General features: G+C 37.7%; 19 protein-coding genes. All 19 read right to left on the minus strand.

Annotated elements, in window-relative coordinates; translation table 11 throughout:
- Window positions 1–115: 115 nt before the first annotated feature.
- The 19 genes from OCV67_RS08825 to smc all read right to left on the minus strand — a co-directional run bounded on the left by OCV67_RS08825 (window position 116) and on the right by smc (window position 18,458).
- Window positions 116–955, minus strand: a complete 840-nt coding sequence (locus OCV67_RS08825) for an AraC family transcriptional regulator (protein ID WP_394802690.1) — start codon at window positions 953–955, stop codon at window positions 116–118.
- 126 nt (window positions 956–1,081) lie between these two features.
- Window positions 1,082–2,209: a zinc ribbon domain-containing protein gene (locus OCV67_RS08830; RefSeq protein WP_178085066.1), complete on the minus strand. Its 1,128-nt coding sequence runs from the start codon at window positions 2,207–2,209 to the stop codon at window positions 1,082–1,084.
- A 503-nt stretch (window positions 2,210–2,712) separates the two neighbouring features.
- Window positions 2,713–3,159, minus strand: a complete 447-nt coding sequence (locus tag OCV67_RS08835) for a CD1247 N-terminal domain-containing protein (protein WP_147643621.1) — start codon at window positions 3,157–3,159, stop codon at window positions 2,713–2,715.
- Between the two features lie 33 nt (window positions 3,160–3,192).
- Entirely contained in the window at window positions 3,193–3,750 is a 558-nt protein-coding gene (gene efp / locus OCV67_RS08840) for an elongation factor P (protein WP_147643622.1), read from the minus strand.
- Window positions 3,751–3,839: 89 nt separating this feature from the next.
- Entirely contained in the window at window positions 3,840–4,901 is a 1,062-nt protein-coding gene (locus OCV67_RS08845; protein ID WP_147643623.1) for a M24 family metallopeptidase, read from the minus strand.
- Complete coding sequence (gene aroQ, locus OCV67_RS08850; RefSeq protein ID WP_147643624.1) at window positions 4,894–5,328, minus strand: type II 3-dehydroquinate dehydratase; 435 nt, start codon at window positions 5,326–5,328, stop codon at window positions 4,894–4,896. The genes OCV67_RS08845 and aroQ overlap by 8 nt, the downstream gene beginning before the upstream one ends.
- 14 nt (window positions 5,329–5,342) lie before the next feature.
- Entirely contained in the window at window positions 5,343–6,194 is an 852-nt protein-coding gene (locus OCV67_RS08855) for a TIM barrel protein (RefSeq protein ID WP_147643625.1), read from the minus strand.
- 47 nt (window positions 6,195–6,241) lie between these two features.
- A complete protein-coding gene (locus OCV67_RS08860) occupies window positions 6,242–6,724 on the minus strand; it encodes a YqeG family HAD IIIA-type phosphatase (RefSeq protein ID WP_147643627.1) in 483 nt (160 codons plus the stop codon).
- Window positions 6,725–6,896: 172 nt separating this feature from the next.
- Window positions 6,897–7,070 carry a 30S ribosomal protein S21 gene (rpsU, locus tag OCV67_RS08865; protein ID WP_009984057.1) on the minus strand — a complete coding sequence of 58 codons (174 nt, stop codon included), beginning with the start codon at window positions 7,068–7,070 and terminating at the stop codon, window positions 6,897–6,899.
- 199 nt (window positions 7,071–7,269) lie between these two features.
- A complete protein-coding gene (gene leuS, locus OCV67_RS08870) occupies window positions 7,270–9,678 on the minus strand; it encodes a leucine--tRNA ligase (protein WP_147643628.1) in 2,409 nt (802 codons plus the stop codon).
- 47 nt (window positions 9,679–9,725) lie between these two features.
- Entirely contained in the window at window positions 9,726–10,079 is a 354-nt protein-coding gene (locus OCV67_RS08875) for a hypothetical protein (protein ID WP_147643629.1), read from the minus strand.
- Between the two features lie 5 nt (window positions 10,080–10,084).
- Window positions 10,085–10,444, minus strand: coding sequence for a ribosome silencing factor (rsfS, locus tag OCV67_RS08880; protein WP_147643630.1), 360 nt, complete (start codon window positions 10,442–10,444; stop codon window positions 10,085–10,087).
- Between the two features lie 22 nt (window positions 10,445–10,466).
- A complete protein-coding gene (locus tag OCV67_RS08885) occupies window positions 10,467–11,789 on the minus strand; it encodes an LCP family protein (protein WP_178085067.1) in 1,323 nt (440 codons plus the stop codon).
- Window positions 11,776–12,384, minus strand: a complete 609-nt coding sequence (gene yqeK, locus OCV67_RS08890) for a bis(5'-nucleosyl)-tetraphosphatase (symmetrical) YqeK (protein ID WP_262644463.1) — start codon at window positions 12,382–12,384, stop codon at window positions 11,776–11,778. Before yqeK ends, OCV67_RS08885 begins: the two co-directional genes overlap by 14 nt.
- 58 nt (window positions 12,385–12,442) lie before the next feature.
- Window positions 12,443–13,039: a nicotinate (nicotinamide) nucleotide adenylyltransferase gene (gene nadD / locus OCV67_RS08895; RefSeq protein ID WP_262644464.1), complete on the minus strand. Its 597-nt coding sequence runs from the start codon at window positions 13,037–13,039 to the stop codon at window positions 12,443–12,445.
- A gap of 1 nt (window position 13,040) precedes the next feature.
- On the minus strand, window positions 13,041–13,334 hold the full coding sequence (locus OCV67_RS08900) for a YhbY family RNA-binding protein (protein WP_147643633.1): 294 nt from the start codon (window positions 13,332–13,334) through the stop codon (window positions 13,041–13,043).
- A 15-nt stretch (window positions 13,335–13,349) separates the two neighbouring features.
- Window positions 13,350–13,940, minus strand: coding sequence for an XTP/dITP diphosphatase (locus tag OCV67_RS08905; RefSeq protein ID WP_394802691.1), 591 nt, complete (start codon window positions 13,938–13,940; stop codon window positions 13,350–13,352).
- Window positions 13,924–14,877: a signal recognition particle-docking protein FtsY gene (gene ftsY / locus OCV67_RS08910; protein ID WP_147643635.1), complete on the minus strand. Its 954-nt coding sequence runs from the start codon at window positions 14,875–14,877 to the stop codon at window positions 13,924–13,926. The genes OCV67_RS08905 and ftsY overlap by 17 nt, the downstream gene beginning before the upstream one ends.
- Before the next feature lie 17 nt (window positions 14,878–14,894).
- Window positions 14,895–18,458, minus strand: coding sequence for a chromosome segregation protein SMC (gene smc, locus OCV67_RS08915; RefSeq protein WP_147643637.1), 3,564 nt, complete (start codon window positions 18,456–18,458; stop codon window positions 14,895–14,897).
- Window positions 18,459–18,460: the final 2 nt, after the last annotated feature.

The following is an 18,460-nucleotide window of genomic DNA, read 5'->3' on the forward strand; positions in this document are numbered from 1 at the left end:
TATCATACCATAATCTGAAATTATTTGCAAGTAATTTTAATTTATGTATTTTTCTCATTAATAAATAAAAATAAAAAAGACAGGATTAATCCTGTCTTTTATAACTATTAAATTATCAGATCTTTTCTACCGGAATCCAGATTTCACAATAATTATCTGCCGGATTTTCACAAATAGGAGTATACATTTCAATGTTATAATTCCCCGCAAGCTTATATTCCTTACAGTTAGGAAGCCATTCATTCCAGATTTTAGTGTTAACGGTCTGTAAGGCTTCCGGAAGTGGTCCTCTGCATGGAAATACCGCCCACATTCCCTCAGGGATTGTTCTTGTAGTATACCCATCAGGAACTTCATTCTGAGGAATATAATTATCAGCAATAAGGTATTCAAAACCGTTTTTATCTCCATCATAACAAACGCCGAACATACCGCAAACTATTTTACTATCATCGCTTTTCATATGTTCGTCCCAGAACTTTGGAATTTCCTCATAAGAATTACTGAAACTGAATTTTTTTACTTTACCCATAACTGTAAAAGCCGCTTTTGACACTATTGAGTACTCTAACATAGTACCGCCCTCCAATGTAAGTTTAATTCTTAAAGGTGCAAATGATTTGAGTTTTGCACCCTTTTCTTTTGCAGCCGAAGGAGAAATACCGTGAAACCTCGTAAAGGCTCTTGCAAAACTGTCAGGAGAATCGTATCCAAATTCCAAAGCAATGTCAATTATCCTTTCATCAGACACTGAAAGTCTTTGTCCGGCAAGAGTAAGCCTTCGGTTTCGAATATATTCAGCTATGGTATAACCGCATAAAATACTGAAAATTCGCTGAAAATGAAATGCAGAAACATACGCCTTAGAAGCGATATCATTGATCTCAAGCCTATCAGTAATATTTTCTTCAATATATTCAATTGCATTTTGTATACCTTGACTCCATCCGTTCACAGCTTTCATCTCCCTACCCTGACTGTATTTACATTATAGCATAACATTCTTTTATTTTCCCGACTTTTTTTGCTTTGCAATGCAGTTTACTAAAAACTGACCGGCTTTCAAAGCCGGTCACAGATATTATTTCAATTTTAAACCACATTGACTGCAAAAAGATGAACCGGTTTTATTCTTATGTCCGCACTGAGGACATAAACCGTCGGCAGAATCTGAATTTTCAGTAAAAGCTTTATTTTCCTGAACATTTTCTGTTATAGGAGCATTTTGAGAAACAGCTGCGTAAACAGGCTGTTCTTCAGCAGAATTTTCAGCTGCATCTGACGGAATTTCAACTATGTTTTTCTTTTTAATATTCATAGGTATTGATATCAGAAGCAAAACAATTCCTACAGCAAGAATAATACCGGAGGATATTGTAAACGACCACTTTATATCAGAAGTTATAGCATTCACAATACTGTTTTCTTCAAAAAATAAAAATGAAAATGTTGAAGCAAATATAATAAATGACGGTATTATAAGAACAATACTGTATTTTCTCAGCGCTTTTCCGATCCTTCTTGAATTTAATTTATAAATAACAATCCATTGTATTAAAATTACAGCCATTAGCACTGCAAGAAAAATAACATTTGCTAATGAGAAGAATGTATGTATAAGTCCGCTGCTAAACCAACCGGTCAGATAATTGTCGGAAAAATCTTTAAAATCATCCAATACGCTTAAATCGTTTCTGAGCTGTTGCTTATCAGGTTCAAGAAATTGCAATCCCGCTTCATTGAAAAGTAAATCACTGTTTTCATCAATAAGATTTACAATATCATCTGAAGTGATATAAACCATTTCTCCTTTGTCCATACAAAAATCCTGATAACCTTCAAGTTTTTCAATAATAAAATCTTTAATAAACGGATCATTTAAAACATTATCTACATTCTGTACTGATATTCTGTCATCATCAATATAATTATTATAAATATATTCATCAAGCTGCACTGTCTTTCCGGATTCATCCTGAACCTCAAGACTGCATAAATCAACATCTTTAATTGTATCGACAAGAATATTATTATTCACAATATTTCTAAATGACATAGTTAAAACAATAGAAATAATAGAAATAACCAATAAAATTGAACAAATAATTGAATTTATTAATACTCCGGCGCTATTTACTTTCGGCATTTTTTCTCCGCATTTACACACTTCTCCGGAGAAACATTTTTCACCGCAATTTTTACAGACCATTAAATCCATCCTCCAATCATATATTATTTTAATTATATCATTAAGAATTATAAATGTCAATAAAAATCAGATTGCATTGTAAATTCTTCTGTGTTTCTATTGCCTTATCAGTCATAGCTTTAAGTTGGTGTTAAAATTTATTGTATCCTCGCATAACGGCCTGCAATTCCGTGATAACTTTCTAGCTATTCTTATACAGCTGCTATTCGTTCTTTATTTGTTACTTTGCTTTTTCTGGACATAGAATAATCCCCTTAGTGTATTCTTTCCGTGTGTCTACTCTAAGGGGATTATATCATAGCGAAAGTATCAATTTCTATAGATACTTTCATTGTTATTGCAAATGCTTTTTCCATTTCCTGCATTTATTGATTATTCCAATAACACATTTCAATCAGCTTTTGCTTATCTGCTGACAGTTCTTTCAAAACGCTAAGCATTTCATGATATCGTTACCTGAAAAGCGTAATAAACTTTTACTGTATTACCGCAGGTTTTTCTTTTTATTCTTCGTTACTGTCATCTGAAAGGTCAGATACTTCAGTATCGTCAAAATAATCAAATTCGAGATTCAGACCGCATTCAGGACAGTCAATTGAACCTTCTTCAATCATACTTTCATCAAGAATAACTGTTTCACCGCAATTAGGACAGCATACTTCATAAAGCTCGTCGCTGTCGAAATCAAAATCATCGTAATCATCTTCATTGCAGCAATCACAATCATCTGTGTCGTAAAAATCCTCTTCCATTTCTCCCAAATCAGAATCAAGGATATCGCAAAGCTCTGTAAGCTCGTCAACCTGGGTCTGAAGATCGTCAACGCACATTACCATTTCATGCATAACCTCAGTCATCTGCACTAACAGCTTGCCTTCCTTAGTAGAAGTATCAATATCCAGCCCGTCAAGCATTCCCTGTAAATATGACATTTTTTCAGTAAGCTTCATGAGATAGCCCTCCTTTATGTTATTAAATAAATATTAAGCTCTTTCCATGTATTCGCCTGTTCTTGTGTCAATACGAACTCTGTCGCCCTGATTAATGAACAGAGGAACTCTGATTTCCGCACCGGTCTCAACTGTAGCCGGCTTTGTAGCGTTAGTTGCCGTATCGCCCTTTACGCCCGGTTCTGTGTCTGTAATTTCAAGTTCCACAAAAGTAGGAGGCTCAACAGCAAAAACATTACCCTTATATGAGCAGATCTTACAAATCATTTCCTCTTTTACAAACTTAAAATTATCACCTAAAACATCTTCACCGATCGGAACCTGTTCATATGTTTCAGTATCCATAAAATAATAAAGCTGTCCGTCATTATAAGAATACTGCATGTCCTTTCTTTCGATGAAAGCAGTAGGATATTTATCTGTCGGGTTAAACGAACGTTCAACCACAGCGCCTGTGATAACATTCTTAAATTTAGTTCTTACAAAAGCAGCACCCTTACCCGGTTTAACGTGCTGAAATTCGATAACCTGAACAACGTTACCGTCAAGTTCAAATGTAACGCCGTTTCTGAAATCGCCTGCTGAAATCATAAAATACCTCCAAAATTAAAAACTTACTGGAATTTAATAATAAATTTGTTATTATTATACTACAACTTTGACTTTTTTTCAATACCTTTTTATAAAATTATCAATTTTTTAGGGCAATTTGTTAAATTTTGATGTGAATTTTCAGTCACAACAACGAAATCTTCAATTCTAACTCCAAATTCTCCGGGCAGATAAATACCCGGTTCAACAGTGACTACCATATTTTCTTTTAAAATTGTTTCGGATTTTGACGAAGCAGTCGGAAACTCATGTATTTCCATTCCGACTCCGTGACCCAGAGAATGTCCGAAGAAATCTCCATAACCCGATTCATCAATAATATCCCTAGCATAACCGTCCAGCTCACTGCCGGTTATACCGGATTTAACTTTTTTCAGAGCTTCCAGCTGTGCTTTAAGTACTATATCATAAATCTTTCCCATTTTCTCCGAAGGCTGTCCCACGCAGACTGTTCTTGTCATATCGCTGTGGTACCCATCATAGACTGCACCGAAATCCATAAGTACAAAATCACCGTTTTTCACCTTATAATTTCCCGGTACTCCATGAGGCATAGACGTATTTGCTCCGGCAAGAGCAATTGTCTCAAATGACAGTCCCTCGGCACCGTTTTCAAGCATGCAGCTGTCCAATTTCAGAGCAATTTCACGCTCTGTAACTCCCGGACTAATAAATCCAAGTATTTCATCGAATGCTTTTTCAGCAATTTCCTGTGCTTTGTGAATTTTTTCAATTTCCTCAGCAGATTTAATAGTCCTCATATCATAAATATTATTGCTGAGTTCATCGGATTTTATGAATTCAATATCCGGAAATTTTTTTTCAAGAAAACTCATTCTGCTAAGTGTCATATCCATTGATTCCACTGCAAGAGATTTTGCATTGTGTTTTTTCATAAGACTGTTGATCTGTTCCGTAAGGTTTTCTTGTTCCATTACAGTACAGTTTTTAACAGTATTTCTTGCTTTTTCAATATATCTAAAATCAATGATAAGATAAGCGCACTCTTTGAATATCAGTAACATGCCTGCCGACGATTTCATTCCGGTAAAATACCTTCTGTTAATGTCTGAAGTTATCAGCGCACCGTCAGCATTTTCGGGGAGTACAATACGATTAATTCTATCCATAGTACTTCACCAATGCGTCCATTGCCAGAAAATAAGAAGAAAATCCAAAGCCAGAAATACTTCCCTTGCACACAGGAGCGATAACAGAATTTTTTCTGAATTCATCTCTTGCAAAAACATTACTTATATGCACTTCAACAACCGGAATACTTATTGCAGAAATTGCATCACGAATTGCATAACTGTAATGGGTGTAAGCTCCTGCATTGAGTATAACACCATTAAAATTCATTCTTGCCGAATGAAGCTTATCAATTATTGCTCCCTCATGATTGGACTGAAAAATCTCGCATTTAATATTCATTTCATCAGCCTTATCCATAATCATTTCACAAAGGGATTCATATGTATCGTCACCGTAAATTCCCGGTTCACGTTCTCCGAGAAGATTCAGATTAGGACCGTTTATCACAAGTATTTTTTTCATAAATACCGCCTCTCTTATTTATAGCTTAAATAATTTTCTTTCATTTTCAATGCGTCCTCCGCCTGAGTACCCGAGCTTTCGCATATAAATACGGGTGAAAGATTTTTCTTTGCAATGATTTCCATAAGGGGTTCAAAATCCGGACCATACTCATTATCTTCAAACGTCAGATGCTTTTTTTCTCCGCCTGGATTTGTATACATAATTTTAGAAAAATGACTGTGAAACACTTTAAGTCTGTCAGCTCCTAAAGCATTTTCAACCTCGTCCAGCATTTTTTCATAGTCATCGCCGCATTTTATACCTCCGAATGTTCTGGCATTAAGATGACCGAAATCTATGCAGGGAATAAAAGTATCGTCCAGTCTGCACATTTCGAGTACTTCGGTAAGATTACCCAGCTGATTAGTTTTTCCCATTGTTTCAGGACAAAAATGAATTTTTTCAAATCCCTGTTCAACCGCCTGCTGTCTTGCACGAGTCAAGGTGTCCTTAGCAAGCTCCAACGCTTCCTCACGGGTCATTTTTGAACACGAACCGCTGTGAATGACAATTCTGTCCGCACCTATTCTCATAGCGGCGTCACAGCTTTGCAGTATGTAATTTATGCTGTTATCACGCTTTTCCGGTTCAACGGACGAAAGAGATATAAAATACGGTGCATGCAATGACAATCCTATACCATTTTCTTCAGCCTTTGAACGTATTGCCTCTGCTGCCTTATCGCTTACTCTGACTCCCCTTCCGCACTGATATTCATAACAGTCCAGTCCCATTTCTTTCAGGAACACAGGTGCGTCAGACGATGATTTATATTTTGCAGAAAAACTGTCTGAGTTTCCCGCAGGTCCGAATTTAGCTGACATGCTTATCCTCCATTTTTTATTCAAAATAGCTATTATTTTTAATTACTTTATATTATCTTCGGCAGGAATGGTTTTTCCGCCCACCTCTTAAGTTTAAAAAAGGCAGTTTTTTCATGTTCTATAGGGTAAACAAAAATTCCTCTTACTCTTTTCAGATTCGCACCAAGTATATCGGTAAAAATCTGGTCGCCGACCACCGCAAGCTGAGAAAACGGAATATTCATCATTTTCTGCCCACGGTTGAATCCGCTTGAAAGCGGTTTTTTACCCTCACAAATAAAATCAAGTCCCAGCATGTCCGCAAAAGGCTTCACTCTGGGTGGATGATTATTTGAAACTATGACCATTTTAACTCCTCTGTCCTTAATTTCTGCAATCCAGTCAAGAACACCGTCAGCCGGTTTGGGATTGTCATGAGTTGTAAGAGTATTGTCAAGATCCAGCAGCAGTCCTCTTATATTCTGTTTCTGAAGAAACTCAGGTGATATTTCCAGTACGCTTTTAAACGCAAAATCAGCTCTGAACAGCATATTGGTAATCCTTTCCGTTAAAGCAGAACTTCCTTAATCAATTCCGCCATAATATTATACACTATTTTTATGTCGATTTCACAAGAAACTAAAACGTATAAACGAAAAAGCGAGCTTACGCCCGCTTTTTTGTCTTTTAATCATCAGGCAATTACAATTGCCTTTATGCAAATTAATATTTGCGTTTACGAGCTGCCTCAGACTTTTTCTTACGCTTTACTGAAGGCTTTTCGTAGTGTTCTCTCTTACGAACTTCAGCGATAACACCGTCCTTAGCACAGGATCTCTTAAAACGTTTAAGAGCTGTATCTAATGATTCGTTCTTTCCAACGCGAACTTCTGCCACTATTTTCCCTCCCTTTGCCCCAAAGACAGAGGTTTTTCAGATTTTAAAATCTGAATTTTATACTAATCATTTCACATAAAATGCGAATGTCAGTTATCAAACCTTGTTCTTACTGCAACAGCAGAAATATGTTACATTTAATATACATTTTATTTTATCATAAACATTTATATATGTCAAGTTCAGTTTTAAAATTTTGTTACTTTACAACAAAATTAACCAATTTATTTGGTACATATATCTGTTTTATAATACTTTTTCCATCAATTGCTTCATTTACTTTATCATCTTTCAGTGCAGCTGCAAGAATTTCTTCCTTGTCACCGTCAACAGGAACCACAAGCTTTGCCTTGATTTTACCGTTCACCTGCGCTACAATCTCAACCGTGTTTTCAATGCACAGAGACTCATTGTATTTAACCCATTGCTGTTCATTGAGTACTCCGTCAAAATTATTTTCATACATTTCCTCTGTCATATGAGGTGCAAAAGGATTGAGAAGTATCAGCAGTGTTTTCAGTTCTGCACGGTTAATTTTACCTGTTGCGGTAATTTCATTCAGCAATGCCATCATAGCTGCAATTGCCGTATTGAATTTCAGGTTTTCTATATCTTCGCTTACCTTTTTTATCGTCTTATGGAATGACGCAATAAGGGATTCTCTGTAATCATCACCGTCAATAATGCAATCCTGCAATGACCATACTCTGTCAAGAAATCTCTTGCAGCCCTTAATACTTGAAGGACTCCACGGAGCGGTTTTTTCAAAGTCACCGATAAACATCTCGTAAAGACGAAGCGTATCAGCTCCGTATTCCTTTACAACATCATCAGGATTGATAACATTTCCTCTGGATTTAGACATTTTCTGTCCGTCCTCACCTAGAATCATGCCATGTGAAGTACGCTTCATGTAAGGCTCTTTAGTTGTTGTAACACCGATATCATAAAGGAACTTATGCCAGAAACGTGAATACAGCAAGTGAAGAGTTGTATGCTCCATGCCGCCGTTATACCAGTCGACCGGCATCCAGTAATCAAGAGCTTCCTTTGAAGCAAGTTCATTTTTATTGTCCGGATCGCAGTATCTCAGGAAATACCACGAAGATCCAGCCCACTGAGGCATTGTATCAGTTTCTCTCTTTGCCGGACCGCCGCAGTGCGGGCATGTTGTATTAATAAAGCTGTCAAGTGTTGCCAACGGACTTTCACCGTTATCTGTAGGCATATAGCTATCGACATCAGGAAGCGTCAGAGGAAGCTCGCTTTCAGGAAGTCCTACATAGCCGCACTTTTCACAGTAAACCACCGGAATCGGCTCGCCCCAGTATCGCTGACGTGAGAATACCCAGTCTCTGAGCTTGTAGTTTACCTTTGAAGTACCCTTGCCGTTTTCTTCAAGCCATTCCTTAATCTTCACCTTTGCGTCCTCAACAGACAATCCGTCTAAAAATCCGCTGTTTGTCATTGTACCTGTAGCGCAGTCAGTAAACGCTTCTTTTTCAACGTCTCCGCCCTTTACCACTTCAATGATCGGCAGACCGAAAACCTTTGCAAAATCATAGTCACGGGTATCATGAGCCGGTACAGCCATAATAGCGCCCGTACCATAAGACATAAGAACATAGTCTGAAATAAATATAGGAATCTCCCTGCCGTTCACAGGATTTATACCCTTAACGCCTTTCAGTTCGACACCTGTTTTATCCTTGTTCATTTCCGTCCTGTCAAAATCAGACTTTTTGGCAGCCATATCCTGATAAGCCTTGATTTCATCCATATTTTCAAGCTTGTCAGCCCATTTTTCTATGTACGGATGCTCCGGTGCAATTACCATGTATGTAGCACCGAAAAGAGTATCCGGTCTTGTAGTATAAACGGTCAGAATATCTCCGGCAGTAGATTCAAAATTAACCTCCGCACCTGTAGAACGTCCGATCCAGTTTGTTTGTGTAGATTTAATTTTATCAAGATAATTTACTTCTGAAAGATCGTCAAGAAGTCTCTGGGCATACTCGGTAATTTTCAACATCCACTGTGATTTAACCTTTCTTATTACCTCTCCGCCGCAGCGTTCACAGCAGCCGCCCACAACTTCTTCATTAGCAAGTACCACCTTGCATGAAGTACACCAGTTTACTGCCATTTCCTTTTTATAGGCAAGTCCTTTTTTGAACATCTGAAGGAAAATCCACTGAGTCCATTTATAATATTCCGGTGAAGTTGTATTTACCTCTCTTTCCCAGTCAAAGGAAAGTCCGAGCATTTTCAGCTGTTCCTTAAAATGTGCAATATTCTTTTCCGTCACTATGGCAGGGTGAATTTTATTTTTAATAGCGTAATTTTCTGTAGGGAGACCAAAAGCGTCCCAGCCCATGGGGAACAGTACATTATATCCCTCCAGGCGTCTTTTTCTGGAAACTATGTCCATAGCAGTATAAGGACGCGGGTGACCGATATGCAACCCCTGTCCCGATGGATAAGGAAACTCTACCAGAGCATAAAATTTTGGCTTTGAATAGTCAGTACCCGCTCTGAAAGTATTGTGTTCATCCCAGTACCTCTGCCATTTTTTTTCAATGGCAGTAAAATTATACTTCTCACTCATTATATCATTCCTCTTTAACAATTAATTTATATCAATTCCAACTTATTTTACTTACTGCCGGAGTTACTTGACCACTTGTTTGTAAAATGTTCTTTAACATTTGGATTTATACAGATTATTACTGCAAATATAATATCAATTACACCCTCAAGAAGATATATCCAATTATCTGTAAAATGACTTATGTTTGCAGGAAGGTGTATAATTACTATAAGCGCCGCAACTGCTGCAACAACATAATTCAAGTACATAAGACCGGTATAGAGTGCAGCCGCTTCAGCAACTGCAATTACTATATCGGATACACCTCCGCCGAGAATCAGATTAATCACTGATTTTAAAATAAAATAAGCGCCGACTATCAATGAAATATTTCGTCCCGTCTGATTGTTTGTATTCATGTAATTCACTCCTCAATTACATATTCCTCAATGTCTATTTTTTCACCGTCAGCCCACAGTCTTTCAAGCTGATAATAATCCCTTGTTTCTTTATAAAAAATGTGAACAACTATATCGCCGTAATCAAGTATTACCCAGTTTGAACCGTTATAGCCTTCCTTTCTGTTTGGCTCAACACCTGCCTGAGACATTTGGTACTCAACTTCCTCTGCCAAAGTTCTTGTCTGAGTCGAACTATTTCCGCTTGCAATAATAAAATAATCTGCAAGTATAGTCAGATCTGAAATTTTTATAGCCTGAATACTTTCCGCTTTCTTTTTATCAAGAGTACTGATTATAGTTTTCAGCATTTCCTTTTGAGTCATATATTATCTCCTTTACGTTTAATTAGTATCCGTAGTTTTCCTCCTGATTATAATCATAATCATCATAGCCGTCATAACTGCTTTCCTCAGAAGATGAAGTTTCCGTAGTTTTCTTTTTGCTCTCTCCCGGGGTAGCTCCGTCTGCAATATCTTGTAAAGTATCCTGATTCTCATCATAAACATCGGTAGTATAATAATCGCTTTCAATAAGCTCTGTAATAGGCAGGGAATCATAGCTTAAATCAGGCTGATACGGTCTGAAATATTCGTTTATAACATCAATAGTTGCATTTTTATGGATAGACCACACTGAATATCCGTTATACTCGGTCGCTTCACCCGGAACCATCTGAACCGTAACATCGTCAAGATTCATATTGCTTCCGAAGTCTGCAAGAATACTCATTTCCTGCAAAGTCAGATCAGTGCCTATATATCCTTTATTATACACTTCTGTAAGGAATTTAGTCAATTCAACTGTTCCCATATTAAGAGCTTTTTCCATACAGGCAGCCATAAATATTCTCTGTGCTTTTACACGTCCGATATCGCCTTCCATGTATCCTTTTCTTGCACGAACAAACAATTCTGCCTGTTCACCGTTAAGCACCTGTTCACCGGCATAAAGAATTTTATCATATGAATAGAATACATCTTCAGGAAGATCTATCGGAATGCCTCCGACCAAATCAACCATATCTACAATATCAGCGCATCCTGTAGTTATATATCTGTCAATTGGAATGCCGAAAGTATCTCTTACGGCATCAACAACTCGCTGGATCGGTATCAGATTTTCATCACCTAACGTATACACGCTGTTAATCTTGCCATTTTCACTGTACGTATAATCCGGTACAAAACTGTCTCTTGGTATTTGAAGAATATTTATCTTATCATTGATAATATCAAAATGGAACAGCATCATAACATCCGAATTTGAACGATCCTCATCAAATCCCAGAAGCAGAACCGTAAACTGTCCTTCAATTATCTGATCGTTCGTAAAATCACGCTTATCGTCAACTGATTCCGCACCGCTGTTTAATTCATAACTGTTCGGGTCGGCGGATAAAAGCCCTTCTGTACCTGCCATAGGCTGAAGTTCCTTTATCCATCTTATTATAGAGATATGCTCTGTATATGTAAGACCGTCCTTTGTTCTTTCAACAGGAATTATCGGAATATTAAGAACCATGACAGCAATTATTATTACAGCAGCAATAATCGATACTGCAATTATGATCTTTTCCTTAAGGGAAGATTTTTTCTTTTTCATCTTAGGTTTTTTATTAACCGTATCGGACATGCGGTTTTTACTTGTATTCTTATTATTTTTTGCCATCATTTTTCTCCTTATTCTTCTTGTGCACTGAATAGATATATGAATATTGATTATATAAATTAACAGTACATTCAGGAATATAACCCTGCTTTTTTAAAACGCTTTCTATTGAATAACTGACTGCTTCATACATAGCCCTCTCAAAATCCGAATATGCAAGCTTACGCATCTTATCAACATCTTTATAGTCCCTGTCATCGGAAATAAGATCAGCCATATAAATAATTTCCTCAATCTTTGACATACCTGATCTTCCTATTGTATGATACCTTACAGCATTCAATATATCACTGTCATTAATCCCTAATTCAGATTTAATAAAATAAGCTCCTGCCGGACCATGCCACAAAGCTTTTGACGCCAATTCAGTTCCGGAAATATTCATATTCCCTTTAAGCATCAGTTCTTCCTGTTCTGCCGCCGGACTTTCTTTACAGATATCATGAAGAAGTCCTGCAAGATAAGCTTTGTCGGGATCTTCCCCATACATTCCCGCAAGCTTATAAGCTTCGTCTGCCACATTCAGCGAATGAATAAAGCGTTTTTTGGAAAGTCTTTTTTTAAGAAAAGATTTTAATTCTTCCAAAGAATACATAATTATATTCCTCCGGTTTAAAAAATACCAATTTAATATTTAATACTAAATCCTGCTGTTATGAATACAGATTTTTCAGCATAATATATTTTACTACTTTTCCGTTTAAATAGCAAGATATATCTTCATTATTTTTTATCATTTTTCGTATTTTTGTGGAGGATATTGTAACGGCACTGGCATTTACAACAATTGTCTTGCCAAACAAGTTCAACTTTTCAGACATTTTATACAATTGGTTTAAATCTGTACCACAACGTGAAATTGCTGCTAAAGTTACTTTCCCAAGTATTTCACGATATTCATACCATTGATCAAAAGTCAAAAGCATATCGCTTCCGACCATCAAAACCAATTCATCATACGGATAAAGCTGTTTGAAATGTCTTACTGTATATACAGTATAACTTTTTCCCTGTCTGCATAACTCGTAATCACTTATTTCAAAGTCATCATAATTTTCAAGTGCCAGACGGCACATTTCTAATCTATCCTCAGCCAATACATATTCATTGCTGGATTTATGCGGTGCAGTTCCCGACGGAATAAATATTACCTTATCAAGCTTCAATTCATTTCTGACGCTTACTGCAAGATTTATATGTCCGTTATGAATCGGATTAAAGCTTCCTCCGAAAAGTCCGATTTTCGCCATATTACAGTTTAATTTCTATAACCGGCTCTTTAGGATTTCTCTTAAAAAGAACAAATCTGCTGCCGATCACCTGCACTACTTCCGAGCCTGTTTTTGATGCGATTTCTTCTGCTGCTTCTCTGGCTGTATACATACTGTTGTCCAGTACACGAAGCTTTATAAGTTCTCTTTTTCTCAGTGCGTCGTTCACCTGTGAAATCAAGGTTTCGGAAATACCGCCCTTACCGATTTGAAATATTGTTTCGTAATTGCTCGCGATTCCACGCAGCGCTGCTCTCTGTTTACTGTTTAGCATTTATTTTTCCTTTCATCATTTCAAAATACTGCAAAGCTTTCTTAAAGCGTCTGCCCTATGACTGATTTTATTTTTTTCTTCTGCTGAAATTTCCGCAAATGATTTTTCACCGTACATAAAAAGCGGATCGTATCCAAAACCGTTTTCGCCTATAGGTTCATACCCTATCTTACCTCTGCATTCTCCTCTTACATACTGCTCTGTGCCAACCTCGTCAATATAGCAGATCTCGCAGACAAATGCCGCTCCTCTTTTTTCCTCAGGAATACCAGAAAGCTCTGATAGTAACTTGTTGTTTCTGTCTTCATCTGTAGCGTTTTCTCCGGCATATCTGTGAGAATACACTCCCGGAGCGCCGTTTAAATAATCCACTTCCAGACCGCTATCGTCGGCAATAACGGCAGTATGACTGATCTCATAAATTGCTTTTGCTTTTATTCCTGCATTTTCCTTAAAAGTCTTTCCGTTTTCTTCAATATTAATATCAATTCCTGAATCCCTCATGGAAATAATTTCATATCCCAAGAGGCTCAGTATTTCTTGAATTTCCCTGATTTTTCCCTTATTGTTGCTTGCAAGAATTATTTTTTTATTGCTCATTTTCATTTTCCTCTTCTGTCTGTACCGTCTGTGAAGTACTTTCAAATAATGCCCTTACAAAATCTCTGCTGTTAAAAGGCTGAAGATCATCAATCTTTTCTCCGACACCGATCAGTTTAACAGGTATCCCCAATTCATTTTTAATAGAAATTACAATACCGCCCTTTGCTGTACCGTCAAGCTTGGTAAGTACGATACCTGAAATAGGTGCAACCTCTTTAAACAGTCTTGCCTGATTAACAGCGTTCTGACCGGTCGTAGCGTCCAGCACCAGAAGAACTTCCTTTGAACTGTCCGGGGCTTCCCTTTCAATAATTCTGTTCATTTTGGCAAGTTCGTCCATGAGATTTTTCTTATTGTGAAGTCTGCCTGCGGTATCACATATGAGTACATCACAGTTTCTTGCCTTAGCGGCAGCAATAGCGTCAAAGACAACAGACGCCGGATCAGAACCCTCCGCATGCTTTACAATATCTGCACCGGCACGGTCAGTCCATACCTGAAGCTGATCAATAGCTGCGGCACGGAAGGTATCGGCAGCGGCAACAACGACCTTTTTACCGTCATTTATAAACTGATGACACATCTTACCGATCGTAGTAGTCTTTCCTGCACCGTTAACGCCTATAACCATTATAACAGATGGTTTTGATGACAAATCAAGTTCAATATCGTCTCCCATCATTTCAGCAACAATTTCCTGAATAAGTTCCATTATAACTGACGGATCTGTAATTCCTCTTTCCTTGATTCTTTTTCTGAGCTCTTCACATATCTGAACAGAAGTTTCGACACCCATATCACTCATTATCATTGTTTCTTCCAGCTGTTCAAATAATTCCTCATCAATTTTGGTAAAGGAATTTACAACCTTCTGCATCTTCTTTACCATTGATTCCTTGGTTTTTTTAAGACCGTCTTTAATCTTACTGAAAAATCCCATAATCTAAATCCTCCCGACTATTGAGCTGTATTTTCAATATCAACCTGTTCCATTTTCAGAAGCTTTGAAATACCGTCTTCCTGCATTGTAACGCCGTAAAGAACATTAGCTTCCTCCATGGCGCTTCGCCTGTGAGTTACCAGTACAAATTGAGTTTTATCTGTAAACTTTTTCAGATACTGTGCGTATTTCTTAACATTGACTTCGTCAAGTGCGGCGTCAATTTCATCAAGAATACAAAAAGGCGCAGGCTTAAGTTTAAGTATAGCAAAATAAATACATATCGCAACAAACGACTGCTCTCCCCCGGACAGTGAAATAAGATTTTTTATCACCTTTCCCGGCGGCGCTACTCTGATTTCGATCCCCGATTCCAGAACATTTTCAGGATCGGTAAGTACAAGCTCTGCCTTTCCGCCTCCGAACAACTCCGTAAAAATAGACTTGAAGTTATTATTTATAATCACAAAGCTTTCCGCAAATATACGGCACATATCTCCAGTCAAATCTTCAATAAGCTTTTCAAGGTCACGCTTGGAGGTTCTGACATCTGTAAGCTGTTCGGACAAAAACTTAAATCTTTCAGAAACTTCCTTGTATTCTTCAATAGCGCCTACGTTTACATTTCCAAGAGCACGTATTTTCATTTTGATTTCATTAAGCTCTTTCTGAGCCGCCATACGGTCATTAATTTTTTCAGCCGCATTTTCCGCTTCAGAACGAGTCATCTCATACACCTCGTAAAGCTGATTGATTATACTGTCATAATCACGCTGCGCAGATATTTTACGTTCATCAATTTTAGAAATCTCACCGGAATACTTTTCTTTAGCGTCATTAAGCGCCTTCATTCCGTTTCTTAAATTTGTAACATACATATCCTGTTCACGATGAATATTCTGCCATTTTTTTATATCGGTATTGCAGGTTTCAATAGTAGTTTTAACATTTTCCAGTTGCTGTTTGCGTTCTTCTATAAGTTCTTTCTTTTCTTTAATAGTCTGTTCCAGGCTTTTTTCTTCTTCAGACAGTCTACCCAGATTTTCAGCCGTATCAGTCATACCGGATTTCAAGGTCTCAAGCTCTCTCTGCGAAGATTCATAATCCTTAGCAAGCTCAGCAGATTTTATTTTCAGTTCTGACATTTCAGCAGAAAGAGACTCTCTGCGGTTTCTCACAGATTCCTTTCTGCCCTGTTCCTTAACAAGATTTTCCTCTGCAATACGAATACGGTTTCTTATTTCTTCAAATTTCTCCTGTGCATTCTTAGCGTTTTCCAAAGCATTTTTCTTTTTCTCCTGAAGACTATTAAATCTGTTTTCAAAATCCTCAGCCTGAGAAACAGTTTGTTTTTCCAGTGCGCATACACGGGCAAGCTCAGAATCAAATCTGATTTTATCCTGAGTCAGTACAGCCAACTCTTCCTTTATTTCCTCAGACTGCCTTGCCAGCTTTGCTGTTTCATCGGCAAGCCTCTGAGTTTTCAATTCTGCTTCCGAACGCTTTACATTCAAACTTTCTATATCCTTTTCAATACTTTCAAGCTCATTTTTACGTGAAAACACACCGGCTGAATGCACGGCAGAACCGCCTGTAAACGAACCTCCGGCATTGACGACCTGACCGTCCAGAGTTACTATTCTGAATTTATAGCCGAATTTTTTAGCGATCATTGCCGCACTGTCAATATCGTCCGCTACTGCAGTACGTCCCAGCAGAGAATTGACAATTCCTCTGTACTGCTCGTCAAATTCAACCAGTTCGTTTGCCATTGAAACAAAACCGTTTTCCGAATAAAGACGCTGTTCATTAAGCACATTTCCTCTAACCGAAGTCATAGGCAAAAATGTGGCACGTCCCATTCTCTGTTCCTTAAGCATTCTTATACAGCGTTTTGCAGCAGTATCATCCTCAACAATTATGTTCTGCATAGCTCCGCCCAAAGCAGTTTCAATAGCGGTCGCATATTCCTGCTTTACATTAATAAGCTGAGCTACCGTTCCTCTGATTCCGCTTATTCTTCCTCCGGAGGATGCTTTTATTATCTCCCTGACGCTTTTGGCAAACCCCTCCATATTATTTTCAAGGTCGATCAGAAGTTTTTTTCTCTGTTCTTTTGATCTTATATCAAAAAGTATGTTTTCACTTTCTTTTTTGTAATCGGAAAGCTTTTTCTGCTTGTCATTATAAAGCTTTGTCAGTCCGACAAATTTGTTTCTCAATTCCTCGGACTTTTCTTTCAATACTCTTATACCGTCGGAAATCTCATCTTTCTCTTTACCGTACTGCTCTGCAAGTTCACTCAGCTGTTTCCTTTGATTTTGCAGCATTTCCAGCTGTTCGTCAGCGTCCTGTGCCGATGAATCAGAATTGCCAATTTCCGAACGAAATTCACTGAGCTTTATATACAGATTATTTATTTCATTACCAGTCATATCAGAGCTTTTACCGATACTGTCCGCTTCACGCTGAGCTTCTTCAAAACTTTTCTTAACTTGTTCAAGCTGCGTTTCAATACTCTCAGACTGTTTTTTTATTTCTTCAATCTGTGTTATTTTTTCTTCAATTTGTTTACTAATCTTTTCCTTATAAGCCGACTGATTCTTCTGCTGTTCCCTCACAGAAGCCAAAGAGCCTTCACTATGGGCAATATCATTTTCACATACCGCTATATCAGATTTATACTCCGATGAAAATTGTTCGGTCTGAAGGATTTTTTCTCTCAAATCTTCAATGTTTACGGTACTCTCCTGAATTTTTCTGTAACCGTCCTGAATTTTGAGTTCTTCACGCTCAATATCATTCTGTATATTTTCATATTCTGTTTTATTGATAAGCAGTGCGTTTTCAAGCTCGTCAAGCTTTGATATAAGTTCCTCCAGACGATTGACCCAAACAGAAATTTCCAGCGTCTTTTTCTGCTGGGCAAGCACAACAAACTTTTTTGCCTTTTCAGACTGAATTTTAAGAGGCACTACACGTCCTTCAAGTTCTGCTACTATATCGTTAAGCCTTAACAGATTATCCTGTGCGGCAGCAAGCTTTCTTTCCGCCTCGACTTTCTTATATCTGAACTTGGAAATACCTGCCGCTTCTTCAAATATATCACGCCGTTCATTACTCTTTGCACTGACAATTTCAGCAATTCTTCCCTGTCCTATAATCGAGTAACCGTCACGCCCCAGACCAGTATCCATAAACAACTCGTTTATATCCTTAAGACGTACGTTTTTGCCGTTTATTTTATATTCGCTTTCACCGCTTCTGTAAAGCTTTCTTGTAACGCTTACTTCGTCATCATCACTGTTAAGCTCCCTGTCGGAATTATCTATATTCAGCGTTACCATAGCAAAACCTACAGGTTTTCTGGCAACAGTACCGGAAAAAATAACATCTTCCATTTTGTTTCCCCGAAGTGTTTTAGTGGATTGCTCCCCCAGAACCCATCTTACAGAATCGCCGATATTACTTTTTCCGCTGCCGTTGGGTCCTACAACTGCTGTAAGACCCTTGTCAAAGGTAAGCTTTATTTTATCCGGAAAGGACTTAAAGCCCTGTAATTCCAATGATTTTAAATACATAT

Source organism: Porcipelethomonas ammoniilytica (assembly GCF_025567485.1).
In the GTDB taxonomy this organism is placed as follows: domain Bacteria; phylum Bacillota; class Clostridia; order Oscillospirales; family Ruminococcaceae; genus Porcipelethomonas; species Porcipelethomonas ammoniilytica.

What these genes read in the sequence shown, in the direction of transcription:
- OCV67_RS08855 (WP_147643625.1), bottom strand. Translation starts at nt 6,194, where the DNA reads ATGTCAGCTAAATTCGGACCTGCGGGAAACTCAGACAGTTTTTCTGCA.
- smc (WP_147643637.1), bottom strand. Translation starts at nt 18,458, where the DNA reads ATGTATTTAAAATCATTGGAATTACAGGGCTTTAAGTCCTTTCCGGAT.
- OCV67_RS08835 (WP_147643621.1), bottom strand. Translation starts at nt 3,159, where the DNA reads ATGAAGCTTACTGAAAAAATGTCATATTTACAGGGAATGCTTGACGGG.
- efp (WP_147643622.1), bottom strand. Translation starts at nt 3,750, where the DNA reads ATGATTTCAGCAGGCGATTTCAGAAACGGCGTTACATTTGAACTTGAC.
- OCV67_RS08875 (WP_147643629.1), bottom strand. Translation starts at nt 10,079, where the DNA reads ATGAATACAAACAATCAGACGGGACGAAATATTTCATTGATAGTCGGC.
- OCV67_RS08900 (WP_147643633.1), bottom strand. Translation starts at nt 13,334, where the DNA reads ATGCTAAACAGTAAACAGAGAGCAGCGCTGCGTGGAATCGCGAGCAAT.
- OCV67_RS08885 (WP_178085067.1), bottom strand. Translation starts at nt 11,789, where the DNA reads ATGGCAAAAAATAATAAGAATACAAGTAAAAACCGCATGTCCGATACG.
- aroQ (WP_147643624.1), bottom strand. Translation starts at nt 5,328, where the DNA reads ATGAAAAAAATACTTGTGATAAACGGTCCTAATCTGAATCTTCTCGGA.
- leuS (WP_147643628.1), bottom strand. Translation starts at nt 9,678, where the DNA reads ATGAGTGAGAAGTATAATTTTACTGCCATTGAAAAAAAATGGCAGAGG.
- OCV67_RS08830 (WP_178085066.1), bottom strand. Translation starts at nt 2,209, where the DNA reads ATGGTCTGTAAAAATTGCGGTGAAAAATGTTTCTCCGGAGAAGTGTGT.
- rsfS (WP_147643630.1), bottom strand. Translation starts at nt 10,444, where the DNA reads ATGACTCAAAAGGAAATGCTGAAAACTATAATCAGTACTCTTGATAAA.
- OCV67_RS08845 (WP_147643623.1), bottom strand. Translation starts at nt 4,901, where the DNA reads ATGGATAGAATTAATCGTATTGTACTCCCCGAAAATGCTGACGGTGCG.
- OCV67_RS08905 (WP_394802691.1), bottom strand. Translation starts at nt 13,940, where the DNA reads ATGAAAATGAGCAATAAAAAAATAATTCTTGCAAGCAACAATAAGGGA.
- OCV67_RS08860 (WP_147643627.1), bottom strand. Translation starts at nt 6,724, where the DNA reads ATGCTGTTCAGAGCTGATTTTGCGTTTAAAAGCGTACTGGAAATATCA.
- yqeK (WP_262644463.1), bottom strand. Translation starts at nt 12,384, where the DNA reads ATGTATTCTTTGGAAGAATTAAAATCTTTTCTTAAAAAAAGACTTTCC.
- ftsY (WP_147643635.1), bottom strand. Translation starts at nt 14,877, where the DNA reads ATGGGATTTTTCAGTAAGATTAAAGACGGTCTTAAAAAAACCAAGGAA.
- nadD (WP_262644464.1), bottom strand. Translation starts at nt 13,039, where the DNA reads ATGGCGAAAATCGGACTTTTCGGAGGAAGCTTTAATCCGATTCATAAC.